Consider the following 20,252-nt stretch of genomic DNA (forward strand, 5'->3'; position numbering starts at 1 on the left):
CTGCAGAAATTGAAAAACCGCCCTGCCCGAAAAAGCAGGTGCGGTTTTCCCCCTACAGAATCGTGGAAGCCGGTTCTTCCGATAACATTTTTTCAATCCGGTTTTTTGCATCAAGCAGAACAATTTTCGGATGGTGGTTTTTCATTTCTTCTTCCGTCAAAAGGGCGTACGAAATGATAATCACAATGTCACCGGGTTGTGCAAGCCGGGCTGCCGCGCCGTTCAGGCAGATGACGCCGGATCCCCTTTCACCCGGGATGATATACGTTTCAAATCGCGCCCCGTTGGAATTGTTCACAATTTGCACTTTCTCATTGGGCGCCATCCCCGCCGCATCCAGCAAATCCGCATCAATCGTGATGCTTCCGACATAGTTTAAATTCGCTTCCGTCACGGTTGCCCGGTGGATTTTCCCGTTCATCATAGTCCGCAGCAAAGCAATCCCTCCCTATTCTCTTGTTGTTTATCCTGCAAAAATGATATTGTCGATGAGCCGCGCTTTTTCAAATTGGACGGCGACTGCGAGGATACAGCGCCCGTTTATGGCATGGACCGGTTCGAGTTCCGGATAGGAATACAATTCCACGTAATCAATTTTCCCGGACAGATGCGCAGAAAGATGCGCTTCTACAAGGGAAATCACTTTTTCCGGGTTTCTCTCCCCCTGTTCAACCGCTTTGTTTGCCAATTGCAAACTTTTGTATATTTCGGGCGCTTCTTTCCGCTCCGCCTCCGATAAATAGACGTTTCTCGAACTTTTTGCAAGGCCGTCCGGTTCGCGCACAATCGGGCACGGGACAATGTCAACCGGAAAATCCAGATCGCGGACAAGATTTTCAACAACGGCTACCTGCTGGGCATCTTTCAGCCCGAAATAAGCGCGGTCCGGCTGGACGAGGTGAAACAGTTTTGAAAGGACTACCGCCACACCGTCAAAATGGCCCGGCCGCTTTCTTCCGCAAAGGACATCCGTCCCCTTTGTCACTTTTATTTGAACCGATAAAGCGCGCGGATACATTTCTTTAACAGACGGGATAAACAATACATCAACGCCGGCTGCTTCCGCTTTATGCCGGTCCCCTTCCGCATCGCGCGGATACCGGTCGAAATCTTCATTTGGCCCGAACTGGAGCGGGTTTACAAAAATGCTCATGATGACAATATCGTTTTCTTTTCTTGCCTGCTTTGCCAAGGCGAGATGGCCTTCATGCAAATAGCCCATCGTCGGGACAAACCCGATCGACTTGCCTTCTTTTTTATACCGGGATACAAGCGTCCGGATTTCCCGCTTCGTTTTTGCAACGCTCATCGCCTGTGCGGTTTTCATTTTGCACGCCCCCCGTACAGTGTTGCCAGCTCTTCTTCTTTCATCGTGTACGTATGCTTTTCTTCAGGGAACGCCCGGTTTTTTACTTCCTGTACATATTGGCGGAGCCCGCTGTGCATCACGGCATCCGCATCGGCAAATTGCTTCACAAATTTTGCCACTTTTTCGCTTCCGTATTTCACCAGGTCATGGAATACAAGCACCTGCCCGTCTACGCCAAGCCCGGCCCCGATTCCGATGGTTGGAATGGAAAGGGCGGATGTCACTTCTTCCGAAAGCTGCCGCGGGACGCATTCCAGGACGACGGCGAAAGCGCCGGCCTCCTCGCACGCTTTCGCATCTTCCAGCAGCTTTTTGGCGGCTTCCGCTGTTTTTCCCTGGACTTTATAGCCGCCGAAAATCCCGACCTTTTGCGGCGTCAGCCCGATATGAGCCATCACCGGGATGCCCGATTCCGTAAGCGCTTCAATGTGAGCCGCAACTTCTTTCCCGCCTTCCAGTTTTACGGCATGGGCGCCGCCGTCCTGAATAATGCGGGCGCCGTTTTTTAATGTTTCTTCACGGCTCAAATGGTACGACATAAACGGCAAGTCGGTGACGACAAAGGTGTTTTTCGCCCCGCGCTTGACCGCTTTCGTATGGTGGACCATATCCGCCACGGTCACCGGAATGGTCGAATCATAGCCGAGCACGACCATGCCGAGCGAATCGCCGACAAGAATCATGTCGACGCCCGCTTCTTCTGCAAGCTTTGCAGAAGGGTAATCGTAGGCGGTCACCATTGCAATTTTTTCTTCTTGCGCCTTCATCTTCACAAAATCCGTCGTTTGTTTCATTTTCCAACACTCCTCACCTGTCATGGATTGACCGGTGCAGAGGAAACAAACAATTGGAAAAAGGAGCCCATCACTGGACAGACGGGCTCCCTGTTTTTTCAATTGTTCATTTTGACCCTCTGTCCCCGTCCGTTTAAGGATCAAGGCAGAATCTATTTTGTATAAAAATCTGAAATGGTATAGTTCCGAAATAGATACTACCCAAGTTGATTATAACAGGAATGGCCGGATTGCGCTATATCCGGCCAAAAATTTTGTCAATTTTTTAACGTTCGATTTCAATATCTGCGGAATAAATGGCATGCATCTGCCCGTCTTCCCCTTCAAGCTGGAGCACGCCGTCATCCGTGATGCCGACCGCACGCCCTGAAATATCCCCTTTAAACGTATGCGCCGTGATTTTTTTCCCTACCACATTGGCATAGCTTTCCCATAAAATTTTAAGCGGCGCAAAGCCGTTCCTGAGATAAATTTCCTCGTATTTTTCCAATTTTTCAAGGATGCGCTGGACGAGCAGCGCGCGTTTTACCTTTTTGCCCGAGGCAAGGGAAAGGGATGTTGCGATCGGTTTTAAGGCTTCCGGGAAATCGGTTTCGTTTACATTGATCCCGATCCCTGTAATCACGGCCTGGATCCGGTCTGTGTCCGCTTCAAGCTCTGTCAGGATCCCTGCGCATTTTTTTTCGCCGATTAACAGGTCATTCGGCCACTTGATCTCCGGCACAATCCCTGCCGTTTCTTCGATTGCCTGCGCAACAGCAACGGCGGCAATGAGCGTAAACGGTGGCGCCATTTGCGGCGGAAGATCCGGCCGCAGGACAATGCTCATCCAGATACCGGTATATTTAGGGGAGTACCAGGACCGCCTGAGCCTGCCCCTTCCCCCCGTTTGCTGCTCAGCGATAACAAGCGTGCCGTCGGGGCAGCCTCTTTGTACGAGCTGGTGCGCGAGCCGCTGGGTCGAATCGATCGTTTCCCGGTAATGGATGTTTCTTGCAAGCCGTTTTGTCCCGAGCCCGTACCGGATTTCATTTTCCGTCACTTTATCGCCCGTTGCTTTAATCCGGTAGCCTTTTTTCCGGACCGCTTCCAATTCAAAACCTTCTTTGCGCAGCTCCTCCATATGCTTCCAAACCGCTGCCCGCGAGCAGTTCAGTTTTTTCGCCAGCGTTTCTCCCGATACAAAGCCGTCCCCTGCTTCCGTCAGCAGTTCTATTATTTTTTCTCTTGTGGATATTTGCACAAAACCCACCTCCGGATTGCCTCATATTGGTTTTCGATTTCGCCGTTTATCAGCGCTTTTTCAATCTCACGAAGCATTTCTTTCAGCCACGGGCCGCCTTTTTTCGAAAAAAGCGCCATCAGCTTTTTCCCGTCGATTGCCAGCTCGCTGCGGTTTTTCACCGGCAATTTCCGGAACGCCTGCCGGAGGGCGGCAATGCGGGGCGACGGGTTTTCACGGCGAAAAGCGCAGAAAACCGCTTCAGCATCCAATGCCATTTGTTCGCCGGCATCGTAGAGCATAAGTGGATCCCACTTTCGCCCGGCGCGCATCCTGAAAAAGCCGAGCGTACGCACGATGGCTTTCCGTTTTTCATTCGGCAGTTTCCATTTTCGCAAAAAAGCGTTGGCATCTTCCGGGTTTGCGGCGGCAACAAGGTACACCCAAAGCTGTTGTTCTGACAATTCGTTTAACACCGGGTGCAGGGCAGAAAAAAGCTGCGCTTCCCTGCCGCAAAGACCGGGCAGAAACCCGAGCAGCCCGGTTTCTTGAAGCAGTTGCAGCGCTTCATACGGATGCTCTCCTTCCAGCAATTTGATAAATTCCTGGGTAATCCGCTCAACGGCAATATGCCGGATAAGCGGTGCATGGCGCTTGATGGCCTGTTTCGTCCCGTCTTCAATCCAAAAACCGAGCTGGCTCGTAAACCGGGCGGCCCGCATCATCCGAAGCGCGTCTTCCCGGAATCTTTCTTCAGGGGATCCGACCGTTTCAATCCGCTTCATCCGGATGGCTTCACTGCCTGCAAACGGATCAATCAGTTTCCCGTTTTTATCCATCGCCATCGCATTCATCGTGAAGTCGCGCCGTTTTAAATCTTCAAGCAATGAGTCCACATATTCAACCGATTCCGGGCGCCGGTAATCTTTATATACCGACTCGGTCCGGAACGTCGTGATCTCATACTGGTTTCCTTTATACAATACAAGCACTGTTCCATGTTCAATGCCGATGTCGACAGTATGTGTAAAAAGTGCCTTTACCTCTTCCGGTTTCGCCGAGGTGGCAATATCGACATCGTGCACCGGCCGCCCAAGCAGGCTGTCGCGGATCGATCCCCCGACAAAAAAAGCTTTGAACCCTGCATCTTCAAGCGTCCGGATAATGGGAAGCGCCGTCTGAAATGGCGGGAGCATGTCCATCAACCTCATTTACCGTTTGTTCATATATTTGTTCATATTGTTTCAAAATGTTGCGGGAATAAAATTTATCTTTTACCGTCTTTTCGCACGCTTTCGAAAACGCAGCATAAAGGCCCGGATCCTCAAGCAGCCGGATGGCTTTTCCGGCAACGGCTTCAACATCGCCCAGCCCGCACAAATAGCCGTTCATCCCGTCTGTTATCACTTCCGGAATCCCGCCGACCCGGGTGCCAATGCACGGGACGCCGCACGCCATCGCTTCAAGCGCAACAAGGCCGAAACTTTCCTTTTCCGATAAAAGCAACATCAAATCGCTGATTGCGTACAGCTCCTCGAGCCGGTCCTGCTTTCCTAAAAACAAGACATCTTTTTCAATACCGCATTGGGCAACGAGCCGGGAGACGACGGTCATTTCCGGCCCGTCGCCGACAAGGAGCAGTTTTGCCGGCATTTGTGCCCGCACTTTCGCAAAAGCCTTGACGACATCGGGCACGCGCTTTACCGCCCGGAAATTGGAAACGTGAATCAGCACTTTTTCCTTTTCCGAAATGCCGTAATCCTGTTTTAAATGGCCTGCCTCCATTTTCTGGTATACGCGTTCATCGACAAAATTATAAACCGTCGAAATGTTTTTCTGCGGCCGGATCAAATCATACGTTTGCCGGACAAGTGCATCGGAAACCGCCGTCACTGCATCCGACTGTTCAATCCCGAACCGGATGGCGGAGACAAGCGACGGGTCATACCCGAGCACGGTGATGTCTGTGCCGTGCAGGGTGGTCACGATTTTCATCCGGGTACCGGCCATCATTTTGCCGAGAATGGCGCAGATGGCGTGTGGAATCGCATAATGGGCATGGAGCACATCCAGCTTTTCCCTTTCCGCCACTTCTGCGATTTTAGAGGCAAGTGCAATATCATAAGGCGGATATTGAAAGACGGCGTACTGGTTCACTTCTACCTGATGGGTATAAATATTCGGATACATTTTATTGAGCCGAAACGGGACACTCGAGGTAATAAAATGGATCTCATGGCCGTTTTCGGCAAGCAGCTGGCCAAGTTCCGTTGCAATGACGCCGGATCCGCCTACGGTCGGATAGCACGTAATCCCGATTTTTAACTTTTTCATAAGTCGAGCACATCCAAATTCACAAGAACCGGTTTTTTGCTTAAAAACCCTTCTGCATATTTCACCCCGAGCTCTTTCCCGAACATCCTCTCGCGCGCAGTGACCGCTTCAATATAGCCATCCGTAAGCGGGGTATGGACACTTCTTTCCCGAATCGAAAACTGGCTTTCATAGGCATGGAGACTCTCAAGTTTTTTGTCCATAAAGTTGGTGACATCGACGACAAAATCGGGCGGATGAAAACCGTTTACCATATAAAAATAAAGATGTTTCGGTTTATGGGAAGGAAGATCCGGTTCAGAACGGTATTTCCTGATGCCGGCCGAAAAAAAGGCTTCCTCTGTAAGCCTGCCGCAGTTACCGTGATCGGGATGGCGGTCTTCATGAAAAGGCGCAAACACGACATCCGGCTGAAACTTCCGGATGACACCGGTAATCGCGCGGATAGCGTCCGCTTGCATAAAAAGGCCGCGGTCCGGCAATTTCAGCGTTACTCTTTCTCTAACCCCGAGGCAAGCTGCCGATTTTTGTGCCTCTTTTTTGCGGTTTTCAACCGTCCCGTTCGAAGACAGCTCCGCTTCTGTCAAATCGCATATCGCAATTTTTTTCCCCATCGATGCCCATTTGGCAATGGATGCCGCCATGCCGATTTCGACATCGTCGGCATGGGCCCCGAAAGCGAGAATATCCACCTTGCCGGCCATTTCCTTTCCTCCTTCCGGTTAATCCAAAATATTTTCGAGCCCGTAAACAAATGTATTGAGGTTCATCACCGCTTCAACGGCTACTTTCACCCCTGACATGAAAGATGCGCGATCCATCGAGTCATGACGGATCGTAAGCAGCTGGCCGTCCCCGCCGAACAGCACTTCCTGGTGGGCGACAAGGCCGGGCAGGCGGACGCTGTGGATATGCATGCCTTCAAAATCCGCGCCCCTTGCACCTTGTAATGTTTCTTTTTCATCCGGATGCCCCTGCGTTTTTTTTCTTCTTGCTTCCGAGATCATTTGCGCCGTTTTTACGCTCGTACCGGATGGGGCATCTTTTTTCCGGTCATGGTGCAGCTCGATGATTTCCACATCCGGGAAATATTTCGCCGCCATTTGCGCAAATTTCATCATCAGCACTGCCCCGATAGCAAAATTCGGTGCAATGATACAGCCGATTCCTTTTTGTGCGGAAACAGCCTTTAGTTCTTCCAGTTCCGCATCGGTAAACCCGGTCGTCCCGACAACCGGACGGACACCATGTGCGAGAGCCGTTTTCGCATGGAGGAACCCTGCTTTCGGCACCGTCAAATCAATCCATACATCCGCCGGGCAGTTTTCAAGGCATGCTTCCGGGTCGGTATACACCCGGACCGGTTCGCCGTTATAATCGGATACATCATTGAACAGTTTGCCGTCAAAAGTCCTGTCCACTACGCCAACGAGTTTAAAATGTTCCGTCCGCTCGATCAGCCGCACCGCCTCGCTCCCCATTTTCCCGCGGGCCCCGGCAACAATAATCCGAATATCATCCATGTTTCATTACTCCTCCTGCTCTTTTCGCGTCCATCTGTCTTTATCACGCGTGTTAAATTTCTGCAAAACCATTGTATGGGCTTCCTGTAAATCAATATGTAAAGCATTTGCCATGCAAATGACGACAAACAGCAAATCGCCGAGCTCTTCTGCTACGGTTTTCGGCTTCTCATCCGGTTTTTTCGGTTTTTCCCCGTAATAATGATTGATTTCGCGCGCCAGCTCCCCAAGTTCTTCCGTCAGCCTTGCTGTAAGCGCAAGCGGACTGAAGTACCCTTCTTTAAACTGGCTGATATAATCATCGACTTCTTTTTGCATTTGCCGGATCGATTTGTTTTCTGCCATTTTCATCCCCCAATCCTGTAATCCTCTTCCATGTTAGCCAAAAACGGCAGATTTTACAAATCATATATTTGCTTTTCTCTCTGCCTGATTGCCCTTTTGTACCGCTTTCGCTATAATGGGAACGCCGGATATATACCGGGGAAGGAGGATACGGATTATGCTGAAAATGAAAAACATCTTTTTTATCCTGCTCGGCTCTTGCATCTTTGCCTTTGGCATTGTCCATTTTAATATCCAGAACCATCTGGCGGAAGGCGGTTTTACCGGAATTACGCTGCTGCTTTACTATTTATTTCACATCAACCCCTCTTACTCCAATCTGATTTTGAATATCCCCGTATTTTTTGTCGGATGGAAGCTGCTTGGAAAAAAATCGTTTTACTATACACTGGTCGGGACGGTCGGCTCCTCTCTTTTTTTATGGATATTTGAAAAGAAACATTTCCATATTCCGCTTCGCGATGATATGTTTCTTGCGGCGCTGTTTGCCGGGGTATTTATCGGCATCGGGCTCGGGATTATTTTCCGCTACGGGGGGACATCGGGAGGCGTCGATATCATTGCCAGGCTCGTATTTAAATATAAAGGCGTGGCAATGGGCAGGACCATGTTCATGTTCGACGCATGCGTGATTACGCTGTCGCTTATCACCTACCTGCATTACCGGGAAGCGATGTACACGCTCGTTGCCGTTTTTGTCGGCTCGCGAGTTGTCGATTTTCTGCAGGAAGGGGCCTATACGGCTAGAGGCGCTTTTATCATTTCGGACAAGCATGATGAAATTGCCGAGAAAGTCATGAAGCAGATGGACCGCGGCGTTACCGTTTTTCGCGGGCACGGCATGTTCACGAAACAGGACCGGGATGTGCTGTACTGTGTCGTCGGAAAACATGAGGTGTCCCGTTTAAAAGGCATTATCCATTCCGTTGACCCCCATGCTTTCGTGTCGATGATGGTGGTCCATGATGTGCTCGGGGAAGGCTTTACGCTTGATGAGAATAAACAGCCGATTGAAGATTAAAAAAGAGCTGCCGCGGCAGCTCTTTTTTAAACCTGTTTTTCAAAATGCAGGCGTTTGTTGATCAGGTAGATAACCGGCATTCCAATCAGCATCACGGCTAGCTCGCCGGCACCTGCCGTCAGCCAGCCGAAAAAGAAAGGCACGCCGTTAAACCATTGCATTTCCCATGCGATAATAAACATGGAGGCCGTAAAAGCAATGGAATTAAGGATCATCTGTTCCCAGACGCCCTTTATAAACCGTGCGGATAAAATGGTAATCGCAAGCGCAAGGACGGACTGGGCTGTACCGATGAACATATCATACTTGATCGGCGAGAAAAATAAGTTTGAGAGAAAAACGCCTGCCACAATACCGATCATATACTTCTTGTTAAACACAACGAGATGGTTAAAAATTTCAGAAACACGGAACTGGACGTTCATAAACGCAAGCGGCTGGATAAAAAATGTCACCGCAATATACAGTGCCGCGACAACCCCGTTGACGACGAGTGTTTTCAGTTTCATATGCATCTCTCCTTAGTTTTTTTACGTGGGATGGTTTCGAACCACGGGTTGGAAACAACCAAACTTCTTCATTATAATGCAAACCGGCACATGCAGCAAGACGAAAAAAAGCTTTCCGGGTTGCCGATACACCCCGGAAAGCTTTTCGTACTGTCAATTATTGTTGTTATTGCCGTTTAAGTTGGTAAAGATGAGGATTAAACGCAGCAATTCAATGACCGCAACCGCCGCGGCAGCTACATATGTCAGCGCGGCAGCCGATAATACTTTGCGCGCTTCCCTTTCTTCCCCGCCGCGGACGATGCCGAGCGACGTGACCTGGGCAAGCGCACGTGACGACGCATTGAATTCAACCGGCAATGTCACAAGCTGGAACAACACGGCAAGCCCCATCAGAATAATCCCAAGCAGGAACATGCCTGTCGCATGCGTGAACATCCCGATCAAAATAAAAATCCAAGAGGCGTTGCTGCCGATATTCGCCACAGGCACAAGGCGGTGGCGGAAACGGAGCGGCCCGTAGTTGACTTTATCCTGAATGGCGTGTCCGCATTCGTGCGCCGCAACAGCAGCCCCCGCAATCGAACGCCCGTGGTAATTGGCAGTCGACAAATTGACGGTTTTGTTAATCGGATTGTAATGGTCGCTAAGAAAGCCGCTATGTTCTAGCACTTTCACATGGTATAAGCCATTTTCGTCCAAGATCATCCTTGCCACCTCAGCGCCTGTCATGCCGGATGCATTTGCGACCTTTTCATACTTACTGTATGTGTTTTTTACCTTCAGCTGAGCCCAGATCGGAATGATCGCCAAAATGAGATAGTAAATCAAAAACGACATTTGCCACCCTCCATACCCTCCATGGTAATCTTACTTTTATTGTATCCGAATAAGGTCAAAAGGTCAATCCATATGATCGGTCTCGTGACGCTCTTCTTTTTGCCCTTTGTATTTTCTCCATCCGACATACGATAAAGTAAGAATAATGATGCTGCCGGTGGAAATCATAATCCACCAGAGGGAGGGGTCGGCTTCATCTTCCTTCATGGCTTCAAACAGCTGCTTTAAATCTGTCCGGAGCGCCTCCAGCTCCTTTTTTCCGGACCCGCTGCCTGCCACCTTGTCCCGATAACGGTCAATATAAGCGATTTTCGAATCGAGCCGCTGTATTTTTTCAACCGGCAGATCCACTCTTAAACTCGGCTCGATCACTGCATATTGTTTGAGGAACAGGTTTAATTTTTCGTTGTACGTTTCACGCTTCCCTGTTGCGGCTGCTTTTTGCACCTCTGTAAATGAAGACATCACCGGCCCTTCCATCTGCGTCCAGAGCGGTTGATACTTCGATTGGATCGCATCCACCACGAGCCGGAATGACGTGCAGGCATCCACTTTCTCCTCAGGCTCTGCGCTTACTTTCGTCAACGCCTTTACCGCTTCATCATGAGTGACGGTCAAAACTCTCAATTCATCCATCGTTAAACGTTTATTTTTAAACGATTGCCTGGAAAATGTTTTCGAAAATTCATTCAGCACATTTTTTGCTTCTGCATATTGCCCGTTTTTCACCAGCTGCAATGCCTCGTCGCTTAGGTCATTTAAATGTGCCAAAACATCATCCGAACCTTTTGCAAAACTTTTTCCGGCAAAACTTAACATGAACACACAAAGAAGGATCACTACTTTTCTCCTCATCCTTGTCCCCCCTCATACTGTTACTAACTTATGAAGGGAAGGACAAGAGTAGACCATAAAAACAGCCTGGCGTCCATTTCGGGAATTCCTGTTTTCTGCCGGCGGAAAAAGCGATTTAAAGTTCGAGGCGGAGCCGCCTTTTGTGCACGGCAAACCGGTATGCAAGCAAAACAGACAGGATGCTCAGCCAAAAGGTAAAATAGCCGATTTCACGGATGTACCGGTATACATCTTCGTACCGGGGAAACTGCATAAAAACGTAGTCAATGATATCATTGTGCAAAGCCCATACCGCCGCAACCAAAAGATGCTTCCATTTGAATTGGTAAAACGGCGCATACAATATTCCCTCTATCGCCATTGCCAAATGGGAAGCCATCAGCATATATCCCTGCCATGGCAATGAGCCGTTTACGATCAGCACGAGAAGGTTCATCGCAACCGCCCAAATCCCGTATTTAAAAAGCGTCACCATTGCAAGCGCCTCCACATACGGCCAGTGTTTCCGCCATAAAAAGGCAAGCAGCACAAACAGAAAGAACAGGCTTGCGGTCGGGCTGTCCGGGACAAACAGCCAAAACGCGGGCGGCGTATCGCGAAGCTGCCACCCGTACCAAATGTAACCATAAATGGTCCCTGCAGCATTGGCTAAAAAAAGCAGCCAAAGGACACGCCTGTCTGCCAGCGCCGCATACAATGCCGGTACATTCATCGTCTTCCCCCATTTCAAAAAAGATAGATTCATTTTAACAAAACAGACAGCACGAAAAAAGCCGGCTTCTGCCGGCTTTTTTTGCTTTTATTTCGATTTTAGCCCGGCGATATAATCCGCCAGTTTTTTCAAATCCTGATCCGAGCCTTTAAATTGGTTAGGCGGCATTTTCCCTTTGCCTTTTTTGGCAATCTTTGCAATTTCATCCGCACTTAAGCCTGTGCCGACCAAAGAAGGAGCTGCCGCACTGCCCTGGAGATTTTCCCCGTGGCACGTTACACACGTCTGCTTGGCAAATACTTTATAGCCTTCAGCATTTTTGTCAATGGAAACCTGTTTCACGATTTTCCCCTGCTCTTTCGCTTTTTTCCAATCGTGGTGGGCTGCCGCTTCCCATGTCAGGTAGAATATCGCACAAACCGCGAGCAGCATAAACCCGGTTGCAAGAGGCCTGTCAAGCGGCCGCCGCTTAGGGCCGCGGTCAATAAACGGCGCCAACAGCAGCGCGAGAAAAGCAACGCCCGGGATCGCGAGCCCGATCACCTGGTATGGGCCGGAAGAATAAGTATACTTTAATAGTTCATACAGGAATAGAAAATACCAGTCCGGCATCGGAATATAACTTGTGTCCGTCGGGTCCGCAATCCGTTCAAGCGGCGACGGGTGCGCGGCTGTGAGGCATAAAAAGCCGACAAGAAAAACAGCGCCGACGAGCCACTCTTTCAGCAAAAAGTTCGGCCAAAAAGCTTCCGTTTTACCGGGATACTCCGAGTAATCCTTTGGAATATTCGGTTTGCGGTCCGCATTAATTCTGGAATCGCCAACAAATCTCATTCCTTTTCCGCGATGCATCCTTCCCCCTCCTTTTGCCCGTTATGGATACTTATACATTACAGCGGTCCGGAAATTCCCTGCTTGCGGATCATCAAAAAATGGGCTGCCAAAAGCAGCATCAGCACCGCCGGCAGGAAAAAGACATGGATGGCAAAAAACCGCGTCAGCGTCTGGGCGCCGACAATATCCGGATGGCCGGCCAAAAGCGTTTTAATATACGGCCCGATAAACGGTACCGAATCCGCAATCTGCAGGCTGACTTTTGTCGCAAAAAGCGCTTTCATATCCCACGGAAGCAAATAACCGGTGAGGCCGAGCCCGAGCATGACGAAAAAGATAAGCACGCCGACAATCCAGTTCAGCTCGCGCGGTTTTTTGTATGCGCCCTGGAAAAACACCCGCAGCGTATGTAAAAACATCATGACGATAACGAGGCTTGCCCCCCAGTGGTGCATTCCTCTCACAATCTGGCCGTATGCCACATCATGCTGCAAATAATAGACAGAGTGCCAGGCATTTTTAATATCCGGGACATAGTACATCGTTAAAAACATACCCGACAGAATCTGGATGGCTGTTATAAAGAAAGTGAGCCCCCCAAAACAATAGACAAAAGCGGAAAAATGGTACGCCGGGTTGACATGCTCCGGCACTTCATGGTCGGCAATATCCCGCCAAAGCGGCGTAATATCAAGGCGCTCGTCGACCCAGTCATACAATTTGCTAAGCATCTCTTCCCCCTCACTTCACATATGGATTTTTCTGCGGTTTGCCCAGATACAGATAGCCGCCCTTTGTTTTGACAGGGTATGCATCCAAAGGCGCGGAAGGTGGTGTTCCCGGTATGTTTTTCCCGTTTTTCTCATACCGTCCGCCGTGGCAGGGGCAAAAAAACTGATTCGGATGCGCTTTGTTCGTATTCCAGTTCACGGTACAGCCGAGATGTTTGCAAACCGGTGAAAGTGCCACAATATCGCCTTTGCTGTCTTTATACACCCAGGCCGTCTGGGTGACATCCGATTTATACCAGCCGTCTGTCTGTTCGTATTTAAAATCGACACGCACCGGTTCGCTCTTAATATCGGAAACTTTCAATTTGGTTGGATGAAAGTCGCCGGCTGCTTCCGCCTCGAGCACCGGGTCGACGGCAAAACGGAGCATTGGCATCAGCGCACCCGCAGCCATAAATCCGCCTACGCCCATCAGCGTGTAATTTAAAAACTGCCTCCTTGACACCGGATCTTTTTTGCTCAACCTGTTCCCCCCCTTACAGAACGCTCGGTTTCATACTATTTTCAAGATGCAGCAAATACACTCTTATGATAAAGCAAAGATATTTGCCGGTCAATGAATATTGTCTATTTTATGTCAAGTATCTTTCTACTCGAAATAAACTGATATTTTAATATAACTTTTTCAGTTTTCCCCCCATGACCGGACAATGGTGGAGATAAGCTGTTTCACCTGTTCATCCACAATGGCATCCCGCTGTTTCTGTTCCATATGTTCAAGCGGGACAGCCGGCATCCAGAGCACATTTCCGTTCAGTTCGGTCTGGAGCCTTTGCCAGCCGGGATCGCTGGTCAAATAAAAAATATGCCGGAACCCGCTTTCAGCCAATTCGGCTTCCCATGACTTGATGGCAGGCCCCGCGCTATCCGGGATCGCCTGCTGCAAATATGGGAAAGCGGGCAGCAAAACAATCCGGCCTTTAAATTGTGACTCAAGGCAGCCTGCGATCATCTGGATCCATTCATATCCGGAAGCGAGCTGCCGGATACGGTCCCCGAATGAAACCGGGACAAGCGGCAGGACTGCCGTGTCAATAAAGTAACGTTCCTGTTGGTACAATTCCATGTCATTTGTACGCCAGAGCACGAATGATACCCCTTTCATTTTCCCCACGGGCAGAAACCGGAATGATTAATCGTCCAGTTCTTTCATCTCCCCGCTTAATTCGACAAAACGGCTGTAATCTTTCTCATCGAGCGCTTTGTCGATTTCTTCCCGCAGTTTATTCCGTTTAAAATCTTTCATGCTTTTCTCCAATAATTTTTCCGCCATTTGCCGGTCTGTCTCGTTTATATGGAGATCTTTCGGCATATACGGGTTTTCTTCAAGCACAGCCGCATACTGGTACGATAATTGGGATTTTTTGAAATTGAGCTGGATATAAATGTCTTCTTCACGGTTCAGCCGGATATCATGGAAAGACTTTTCCGCATCCGTTGTCATAATATTATCTTTATAAAAGCGGAACGGCACATTGTCCACGCAGTGCGTCGACATGATGATGCCGCGCGGGCAAAGATGCGCTTCCTCGACGAAATGGACTTTTTCCATCAGCTGGTCGTGGCTCATTAAATAATTCAAGATCCAGACTGACTCCCGTCTTTTTAATTGGTAATGATTTAAAAACCAACGGATAAACTCCTTTTTCTCGTTGATTGAAACAGGGGTGAGAGCCATCGTAATCCCTCCTCTGCAAATTGAATGGCCGTGTTTACAGCGGGCAGCTTTTTTGATAAAACATTGGTTTACACCTTCATTATACCTTTTCCCGTCTAAACCGCCTACGAAAAAGTCCGGCAACGATGGCCGCAATTAATTTCCGTCTTCAAGCCTTTCAAGAAGTGCAATCCATTCATCATTTGCCGGATCTTCGCGCAAAAGCTTTTGGAAAATGCCGTAAGCCTCTTTCCTTCTCCCTTCTTCAATCAGAAAATAACCGTAATCCTCCAGAAACACCGTGTCGTTTTGTAAATCATTATATGCATATCCATAATACTTTAATGCCTGAGAATATTCTTCCAAATGCTTAAGCGATATGGCCAGATCCCAGTAAAGCCGAGGGTCGGTATCCCCTTCTTTTTCCATGCTGAGGACCCGGTCACGGACTTCTTCGTACCGCTCCTTTTGAAGCAGCAGCTCGTTGTAGGAAAGGGCCGCATCCAAATAGCCGGGATCCAGTTCCAGCGCTTTTTTAAAATAATTTTCCGCTTTTTCCTCATCGCCTGCTTTTGTAGCCATTTTTCCAGCAAAATGATAAAGTTCTTTATCATACTCGTCTTCTTTTATGCCCTTTTCAGCAGCAGCAAGCGCTTCTTCCGGCATTTGTTCGTGCTCATATGCACGGCCAAGATACAGGTAAAGCGGATGGTAGCCGGGATCCGTTTCCCGCAATTCTTCAAACAGCTCTATCGCTTTTTCATAAAATCCTGCCTGGTATGCGGTTAAGGCATATCCAAATAATGTGTTCGCCTCAAAGCGGCCTTCCATGGCATGCTCATATTGGTGCAAGGCCTCTTCAAACGCGCCCGCTGCGCTCAGCACTTCTGCAAGGCGCCCGTGGATGTTTGTATCCGCAAATGTATCGATCCCTTTGCCCAAAAGCCACTCATATTCACGGGAAGCTTCCGCATATCGGGCACAGGAAGTGTAGAACTCGGCAAGCGCAAAATGGATGACAGGTTCTTCCGGCAAAAGCGATGCAGCTTCCATCAGTTTGTTTTCGCTGACCTCATACAGGCCCTGCATTTGATACAAATCCGCAAGCAAAAGCAGTGCACGCGGGTAATCGGGGTCCGTCTCCGGAATGCGGTCGAGGTATAATATGGCTTCTTCTTCCTTGTCCATATCAATAAGCGTTTCCGCCATTAAGATCACAAGCTCGCCGTCATCCGGATAAGACGCAAGCAAATCTTTATATAATTGCTGTGCTTCATTCAGAAAACCGAGGCCTTCAAGCTGCCCGGCAAGCGCATATTTCTCTTCGTCCGTGCCGAGCGCGAGAAAATCTTCAAATGTTTTTTTCGCCTCCTCGAGCCTGCCTTCTTCCAAATGATCCAACAATTGTTCCATTAAGCTCATGAAAATCTTCCTTTAATCTTTGATGTGTTTCCTTTTGCTGAACCTCTTGCAACGGGAGCCGCGGGATTTTTGCAAAGCCAAAATCCCGGTTGCCGCTAAAAGCGCTCCCCCGGTCCCCTGGTGAAATGGCAATCGGCCCTTTTCCCGGAGCCCGCTTGCCTGCAGGAAAAGCCGTGGGTGTCCTTGGCTAAATCATAAAGAATTTTGAAGGCCAGGGCAAATCATTTGCCTTTCCGGGTTTCCTGTTTAAGTATTTCTCCGCCGTGCATGAAAATCCCTTTTTTTCACAGCAAAAATAAAGCGGGGCACGGGATTTTGAATTTCCGCACCCCGCTTTTCCACGGACATCATGATCAGGCGCCTGTTCTCTGTTATCCTGAAAACAGGCACCGGCTGATTGCTGGTGTCTGTTTTCAATAGGCGTCTAAAGCCGTTACAGAACGGATTTCAGATCATCAAAAAACTGCGGGTATGATACGGCGATTGCTTCCGCCCCTTTCAGGCAGACAGCATCCTTTGCCACAAGTGATGCAACGGCAAGCATCATCCCGATTCTGTGATCCCCGTGGCTTTCCACCGTCCCGCCTGAAAGCCGACAAGGGCCTTCAATGATCATGCCATCCGCTGTCGCCTCAATTTGGGCGCCCAGTTTCTTTAATTCCCGGACAACCGTGTCAATCCGGTTTGTCTCTTTCACTTTCAGTTCTGCGGCATCTTTTATAACCATCCTGCCTTCCGCCTGTGTAGCAAGAAGGGCAATGATTGGAATTTCATCAATGAGGCGCGGAATCAGCCCGCCGCCGATTTCCACCCCTTGTAAAGCAGCCGGGCGGATCACCAACGTGCCTGTTTGCTCGCCGTCAGATGGGGCATGTGTTTCGACCACTTCCATATCCGCGCCCATTTGCTTTAAAACGTCAAGGATCCCGGCACGGGTCGGATTGAGCCCGACATCCGGCAAGACGATTTCACTCCCAGGCACGAGCGAAGCAGCAGCCATAAAAAAGGCGGCGGATGAGATATCGCCGGGCACATCGATCTCCGTGCCATGGAAAACCGCGCCACCCCGGACGGAAATCGTTCTCCCTTCCGTCCTGACCTCGCCGCCAAATGCCCGGATCATTCGTTCAGTATGGTCGCGGGTGGGCTGCGGCTCATGCACAATGGTAGAGCCGTCTGCCTGAAGGCCGGCTAAGAGGAGCGCGGATTTTACCTGCGCGCTTGCTACAGGCAGCTGGTATTCGATTCCCCGAAGCGCCCCGCCCCTTATAGAAAGAGGGGTGAAATTGCCGCCCCTTCTTCCGTCAATGTGCGCGCCCATTTCGCAAAGCGGTTTTGTGACGCGTTGCATCGGGCGCTTTGCAATCGATTCGTCGCCGGCAATGACCGAATGGAAGGGCCGGCCGGCAAGAAGACCGAGCATCAGGCGGGTCGTCGTGCCGGAGTTTCCGGTATCGAGCACCGTTTCCGGCTCCGACAAACCGTCCCATCCTTTTCCATCAATCACCACCCGGGTGCCATCCCGTTCGATCGGCACGCCCATTTGCTGAAAACAATGAATGGTGCTCAAACAGTCGGCGCCGGGGAGAAAATTTTTTACAATCGTTTTTCCCCTGGCGACAGCGGCAAACATAACCGACCGGTGGGAAATCGATTTATCCCCCGGAACTTTAATCGTACCTTTTAACCCTGTTTGCGCGGGTGCCAATTTTTCCATTGCAGCCACCACCTTCTATTGGATATAGACTTCATGCGGGGTTTCTTTTTTTAAAAGATTCATGGCTAGATCACGGTCGTTTTCCGAGCGAAAACTGATCCGGAGCACGCCGTATATATCTTCCCGCGCCTCAAGAATGCGTATATTCGTAATAGAAATTCCTTTTTCCGCCAGTTTATTGGTAATTTGAGAAACAACCCCCGGGACATCCGGAATATCGACAAATAAATCGTAAAAAGACGGGATTGCGCCCGATCCACTGATTGGAAGGCAGTCGCGGTATTGTTTCGCTTCCGCATAAAAGCGGTGCAGAAGCTCATACTTGTTGTCTGCAAGCGCCTTTTTCACTTCCTGAAGATTTTCCGCCCATCTGTCCAAAAGCCTGATCAGGTTTTCCCTGTTGCCGCAAGAGATGTCCGCCCACATTTGCGGGTTTGAGGAGGCAATCCGTGTAATATCACGGAACCCCCCGGCAGCAAGCCTTTTTAAAAGGGGATATTCCGCATCAGCGTCTTTCACAAGATGGACAAGTGACGCTGCGATAACATGCGGAAAATGGCTGATGACTGCAACCATTTCATCATGCATTTCCGGAGAAACGGTGATGAAATTTGCCTTTGTTCCTTTCAGCCACTGTTTCAATTCTTCCGTCCGCTGATCTTGTTCATGGAAAGGCGTAAGCAAATAAAAGGCATTTTCAAACAGGGACAGGCTGGCGGCCGTAACGCCGCTTTTATGGGAACCGGCCATCGGATGCCCGCCGATAAAAACGGTGTTGTTGCCGGCGAGCCGCTGCGCCTTTGCCATGATGCTTTCTTTCGTGCTGCCCGTATCGGTGATGATCACATTTTCCTTCAATTCCATTTGCCCGAGCTGCCCGATCAATTTTTCCGTTACAAGCACCGGCGTGGCCAATATAATTAAATCCGCGCCACGCACGCCGTCTTGGATCGTTTCCACGTAATCATCCACGACCATCAGGGCTTTTGCCATTTTCATCTCTTCCAATTTGGCATCATACCCTGTGACCCTTGCTTCCGGATGTTCCTTTTTAATGGTCAGGGCAATGGACCCCCCGATTAACCCGAGCCCGATCACAAACACATTTCCTTTCAAAGGTGCCACCTCTTTTTTGTAAAAAGGCGGCCTTTTGCTGTCAAAAGGCCCGCCGTTGTCAAGTTCATTTGCGGCTTTCCAGAAAAGCCCCGATCGCCTCGAGTACGCCCCGGTTCTGTTCTTCCGACCCGATGGTAACCCGGACCGTCCCCGGCATCCCGAGTGCTTCCCCGGAGCGGACGATATATCCCCTGCCAAGCAAAAACCGGCAAACTTCCTCACTATCGCATTGAAAATCGATTAAAATAAAATTTGCCTGTGACGGGTAAAATGCAAGGCTGTTGCGGCGGCAAAACGCATAAAAGCGTTCGAGCCCCTGCCGGTTTTTGTCGCGGCAGCTCTGGATAAACGTCTGGTCCTCCAACGCCGCCTGTGCAGCCAGCTGGCCAAGGACATTGGTATTAAATGGCGGGCGCACTGGCTCGAGCTTTTGGATGATCGTTCGATCGGCAATCCCGTAGCCAACGCGTAAACCGGCCAGTCCGTAAATTTTCGAAAAGGTCCGGCTGACAATCAAATGATGATACCGGCGGAATAAGACAAGCGCCTGTTCGTAATCTTTTGCGACCACGTATTCGCTGTACGCTTCATCGATAAAAACGAGCACGTCTTCTGGCACGCGGTCAAGAAAAGCGGTCAACTCCTGTTCGGTCGTATACGTCCCCGTCGGATTGTTCGGGCTGCAAATCCAGACAACCGCCGTGTTTTCATCAATTTGCCCGAGCATCGCCTCCAGGTCATGCCGCCCGTCTTTTAAGGGTACTTCACGGACTTCGGCGCCCTCGATGATGGCATTATGTTTGTATTGGGAAAATGTCGGTGCGGCCATCACCGTATTTTTGCCCGGTTCGAGGAGTGACCTGGAAACGATTTGGATCAGTTCGTCCGTCCCGTTTGTAAAAATCAGTTCGGTTGGATCAACGCCGAGATGTGCGGCCATTTTCTGTCTCAGTTGTGCGGCGTGCCCGTCCGGATAACGGGTAAAAGCAGGCTGAAAGTTTTTCAAAGCCTCATCCACTTTCGGGGAATAGCCGAACGGATTTTCATTGGATGCCAGTTTCACGATTGAATCGAGCCTGTATTGTTTTTTCACTTCATCAATGGTCTTTCCGGGCACATATGCATGCAAATCCGTAATTTTTGTTCTCCATTTCATCATCTTTAGCGAGAGTCCCCTGCTTCCATGCAAGA

At 49.7% G+C, this 20,252-nt stretch carries 23 protein-coding genes and 1 riboswitch; of the genes, 1 reads left to right on the forward strand and 22 read right to left on the reverse strand.

Translation table 11 applies throughout. The annotated features are described in order from the left end of the window. Positions 1-52: 52 nt before the first annotated feature. The 9 genes from panD to NST20_RS08095 all read right to left on the reverse strand — a co-directional run bounded on the left by panD (position 53) and on the right by NST20_RS08095 (position 7,593). The gene (gene panD, locus NST20_RS08055; protein WP_041819100.1) at positions 53-436 is read right to left on the reverse strand and encodes an aspartate 1-decarboxylase; all 384 of its coding nucleotides are present in this window, start codon (positions 434-436) and stop codon (positions 53-55) included. A 27-nt stretch (positions 437-463) separates the two neighbouring features. Next, the gene (gene panC / locus NST20_RS08060) at positions 464-1,309 is read right to left on the reverse strand and encodes a pantoate--beta-alanine ligase (RefSeq protein ID WP_237349379.1); all 846 of its coding nucleotides are present in this window, start codon (positions 1,307-1,309) and stop codon (positions 464-466) included. A 14-nt stretch (positions 1,310-1,323) separates the two neighbouring features. Beyond that, on the reverse strand, positions 1,324-2,163 hold the full coding sequence (gene panB, locus NST20_RS08065) for a 3-methyl-2-oxobutanoate hydroxymethyltransferase (RefSeq protein WP_017553045.1): 840 nt from the start codon (positions 2,161-2,163) through the stop codon (positions 1,324-1,326). A gap of 265 nt (positions 2,164-2,428) precedes the next feature. Further along, a complete protein-coding gene (locus tag NST20_RS08070; protein ID WP_041819103.1) occupies positions 2,429-3,406 on the reverse strand; it encodes a biotin--[acetyl-CoA-carboxylase] ligase in 978 nt (325 codons plus the stop codon). Further along, the gene (locus NST20_RS08075; protein ID WP_342399260.1) at positions 3,379-4,581 is read right to left on the reverse strand and encodes a CCA tRNA nucleotidyltransferase; all 1,203 of its coding nucleotides are present in this window, start codon (positions 4,579-4,581) and stop codon (positions 3,379-3,381) included. The genes NST20_RS08070 and NST20_RS08075 overlap by 28 nt, the downstream gene beginning before the upstream one ends. Beyond that, a complete protein-coding gene (bshA, locus tag NST20_RS08080) occupies positions 4,535-5,719 on the reverse strand; it encodes an N-acetyl-alpha-D-glucosaminyl L-malate synthase BshA (RefSeq protein WP_342399261.1) in 1,185 nt (394 codons plus the stop codon). The genes NST20_RS08075 and bshA overlap by 47 nt, the downstream gene beginning before the upstream one ends. Then, entirely contained in the window at positions 5,716-6,423 is a 708-nt protein-coding gene (bshB1, locus tag NST20_RS08085) for a bacillithiol biosynthesis deacetylase BshB1 (protein ID WP_013859486.1), read from the reverse strand. Before bshB1 ends, bshA begins: the two co-directional genes overlap by 4 nt. Positions 6,424-6,441: 18 nt before the next feature. Further along, positions 6,442-7,242 carry a 4-hydroxy-tetrahydrodipicolinate reductase gene (dapB, locus tag NST20_RS08090; RefSeq protein ID WP_342399262.1) on the reverse strand — a complete coding sequence of 267 codons (801 nt, stop codon included), beginning with the start codon at positions 7,240-7,242 and terminating at the stop codon, positions 6,442-6,444. A gap of 6 nt (positions 7,243-7,248) precedes the next feature. Continuing rightward, positions 7,249-7,593 (reverse strand): nucleotide pyrophosphohydrolase, encoded by a 345-nt coding sequence (locus NST20_RS08095; RefSeq protein ID WP_017553048.1) that lies wholly within the window; start codon positions 7,591-7,593, stop codon positions 7,249-7,251. Between the two features lie 151 nt (positions 7,594-7,744). Between NST20_RS08095 and NST20_RS08100 the strand changes: the two genes are divergently transcribed. Further along, complete coding sequence (locus NST20_RS08100) at positions 7,745-8,608, forward strand: YitT family protein (RefSeq protein ID WP_013859489.1); 864 nt, start codon at positions 7,745-7,747, stop codon at positions 8,606-8,608. Positions 8,609-8,634: 26 nt separating this feature from the next. Here NST20_RS08100 and NST20_RS08105 read toward each other — a convergent pair whose 3' ends face one another. The 13 genes from NST20_RS08105 to hisC form a co-directional block, all read right to left on the reverse strand. After that, the gene (locus tag NST20_RS08105) at positions 8,635-9,117 is read right to left on the reverse strand and encodes a QueT transporter family protein (protein WP_342399263.1); all 483 of its coding nucleotides are present in this window, start codon (positions 9,115-9,117) and stop codon (positions 8,635-8,637) included. A 6-nt stretch (positions 9,118-9,123) separates the two neighbouring features. Next, positions 9,124-9,168, reverse strand: a riboswitch (PreQ1 riboswitch). Positions 9,169-9,270: 102 nt separating this feature from the next. Continuing rightward, the gene (locus NST20_RS08110; RefSeq protein ID WP_013859491.1) at positions 9,271-9,957 is read right to left on the reverse strand and encodes a zinc metallopeptidase; all 687 of its coding nucleotides are present in this window, start codon (positions 9,955-9,957) and stop codon (positions 9,271-9,273) included. Positions 9,958-10,020: 63 nt separating this feature from the next. Continuing rightward, a complete protein-coding gene (gene ypjB, locus NST20_RS08115) occupies positions 10,021-10,812 on the reverse strand; it encodes a sporulation protein YpjB (protein ID WP_342399264.1) in 792 nt (263 codons plus the stop codon). A gap of 115 nt (positions 10,813-10,927) precedes the next feature. Continuing rightward, positions 10,928-11,524 (reverse strand): DUF1405 domain-containing protein, encoded by a 597-nt coding sequence (locus NST20_RS08120; RefSeq protein ID WP_017553052.1) that lies wholly within the window; start codon positions 11,522-11,524, stop codon positions 10,928-10,930. Positions 11,525-11,611: 87 nt separating this feature from the next. Then, a complete protein-coding gene (locus NST20_RS08125; RefSeq protein ID WP_013859494.1) occupies positions 11,612-12,376 on the reverse strand; it encodes a menaquinol-cytochrome c reductase cytochrome b/c subunit in 765 nt (254 codons plus the stop codon). A 38-nt stretch (positions 12,377-12,414) separates the two neighbouring features. Then, on the reverse strand, positions 12,415-13,089 hold the full coding sequence (locus NST20_RS08130) for a cytochrome b6 (RefSeq protein WP_342399265.1): 675 nt from the start codon (positions 13,087-13,089) through the stop codon (positions 12,415-12,417). A 10-nt stretch (positions 13,090-13,099) separates the two neighbouring features. After that, entirely contained in the window at positions 13,100-13,612 is a 513-nt protein-coding gene (locus tag NST20_RS08135) for a ubiquinol-cytochrome c reductase iron-sulfur subunit (protein ID WP_013859496.1), read from the reverse strand. Positions 13,613-13,774: 162 nt separating this feature from the next. Then, entirely contained in the window at positions 13,775-14,236 is a 462-nt protein-coding gene (locus NST20_RS08140; RefSeq protein ID WP_041819108.1) for a YpiF family protein, read from the reverse strand. Between the two features lie 45 nt (positions 14,237-14,281). After that, positions 14,282-14,827 (reverse strand): ReoY family proteolytic degradation factor, encoded by a 546-nt coding sequence (locus NST20_RS08145; protein WP_019720942.1) that lies wholly within the window; start codon positions 14,825-14,827, stop codon positions 14,282-14,284. 135 nt (positions 14,828-14,962) lie between these two features. After that, positions 14,963-16,228, reverse strand: a complete 1,266-nt coding sequence (locus NST20_RS08150; protein WP_013859499.1) for a tetratricopeptide repeat protein — start codon at positions 16,226-16,228, stop codon at positions 14,963-14,965. Between the two features lie 433 nt (positions 16,229-16,661). Further along, the gene (gene aroA, locus NST20_RS08155; protein WP_211062114.1) at positions 16,662-17,945 is read right to left on the reverse strand and encodes a 3-phosphoshikimate 1-carboxyvinyltransferase; all 1,284 of its coding nucleotides are present in this window, start codon (positions 17,943-17,945) and stop codon (positions 16,662-16,664) included. A 15-nt stretch (positions 17,946-17,960) separates the two neighbouring features. Further along, a complete protein-coding gene (locus NST20_RS08160; protein WP_013859502.1) occupies positions 17,961-19,061 on the reverse strand; it encodes a prephenate dehydrogenase in 1,101 nt (366 codons plus the stop codon). 64 nt (positions 19,062-19,125) lie between these two features. Continuing rightward, on the reverse strand, positions 19,126-20,220 hold the full coding sequence (hisC, locus tag NST20_RS08165; protein ID WP_133536075.1) for a histidinol-phosphate transaminase: 1,095 nt from the start codon (positions 20,218-20,220) through the stop codon (positions 19,126-19,128). Between the last annotated feature and the right edge of the window lie 32 nt (positions 20,221-20,252).

Origin of the sequence: Weizmannia sp. FSL W8-0676 (genome assembly GCF_038593015.1) — a bacterium.
Taxonomy (GTDB): Bacteria; Bacillota; Bacilli; order Bacillales; family Bacillaceae_C; genus Weizmannia; species Weizmannia coagulans.

Coding starts and splice junctions, on each gene's coding strand:
- panC (WP_237349379.1), bottom strand. CDS start 1,309: ATGAGCGTTGCAAAAACGAAGCGGGAAATCCGGACGCTTGTATCCCGG.
- panB (WP_017553045.1), bottom strand. CDS start 2,163: ATGAAACAAACGACGGATTTTGTGAAGATGAAGGCGCAAGAAGAAAAA.
- NST20_RS08075 (WP_342399260.1), bottom strand. CDS start 4,581: ATGCTCCCGCCATTTCAGACGGCGCTTCCCATTATCCGGACGCTTGAA.
- bshA (WP_342399261.1), bottom strand. CDS start 5,719: ATGAAAAAGTTAAAAATCGGGATTACGTGCTATCCGACCGTAGGCGGA.
- bshB1 (WP_013859486.1), bottom strand. CDS start 6,423: ATGGCCGGCAAGGTGGATATTCTCGCTTTCGGGGCCCATGCCGACGAT.
- dapB (WP_342399262.1), bottom strand. CDS start 7,242: ATGGATGATATTCGGATTATTGTTGCCGGGGCCCGCGGGAAAATGGGG.
- NST20_RS08095 (WP_017553048.1), bottom strand. CDS start 7,593: ATGAAAATGGCAGAAAACAAATCGATCCGGCAAATGCAAAAAGAAGTC.
- NST20_RS08100 (WP_013859489.1), top strand. CDS start 7,745: ATGCTGAAAATGAAAAACATCTTTTTTATCCTGCTCGGCTCTTGCATC.
- NST20_RS08105 (WP_342399263.1), bottom strand. CDS start 9,117: ATGAAACTGAAAACACTCGTCGTCAACGGGGTTGTCGCGGCACTGTAT.
- NST20_RS08110 (WP_013859491.1), bottom strand. CDS start 9,957: ATGTCGTTTTTGATTTACTATCTCATTTTGGCGATCATTCCGATCTGG.
- ypjB (WP_342399264.1), bottom strand. CDS start 10,812: ATGAGGAGAAAAGTAGTGATCCTTCTTTGTGTGTTCATGTTAAGTTTT.
- NST20_RS08120 (WP_017553052.1), bottom strand. CDS start 11,524: ATGAATGTACCGGCATTGTATGCGGCGCTGGCAGACAGGCGTGTCCTT.
- NST20_RS08125 (WP_013859494.1), bottom strand. CDS start 12,376: ATGCATCGCGGAAAAGGAATGAGATTTGTTGGCGATTCCAGAATTAAT.
- NST20_RS08130 (WP_342399265.1), bottom strand. CDS start 13,089: ATGCTTAGCAAATTGTATGACTGGGTCGACGAGCGCCTTGATATTACG.
- NST20_RS08145 (WP_019720942.1), bottom strand. CDS start 14,827: ATGGCTCTCACCCCTGTTTCAATCAACGAGAAAAAGGAGTTTATCCGT.
- NST20_RS08150 (WP_013859499.1), bottom strand. CDS start 16,228: ATGAGCTTAATGGAACAATTGTTGGATCATTTGGAAGAAGGCAGGCTC.
- aroA (WP_211062114.1), bottom strand. CDS start 17,945: ATGGAAAAATTGGCACCCGCGCAAACAGGGTTAAAAGGTACGATTAAA.
- hisC (WP_133536075.1), bottom strand. CDS start 20,220: ATGATGAAATGGAGAACAAAAATTACGGATTTGCATGCATATGTGCCC.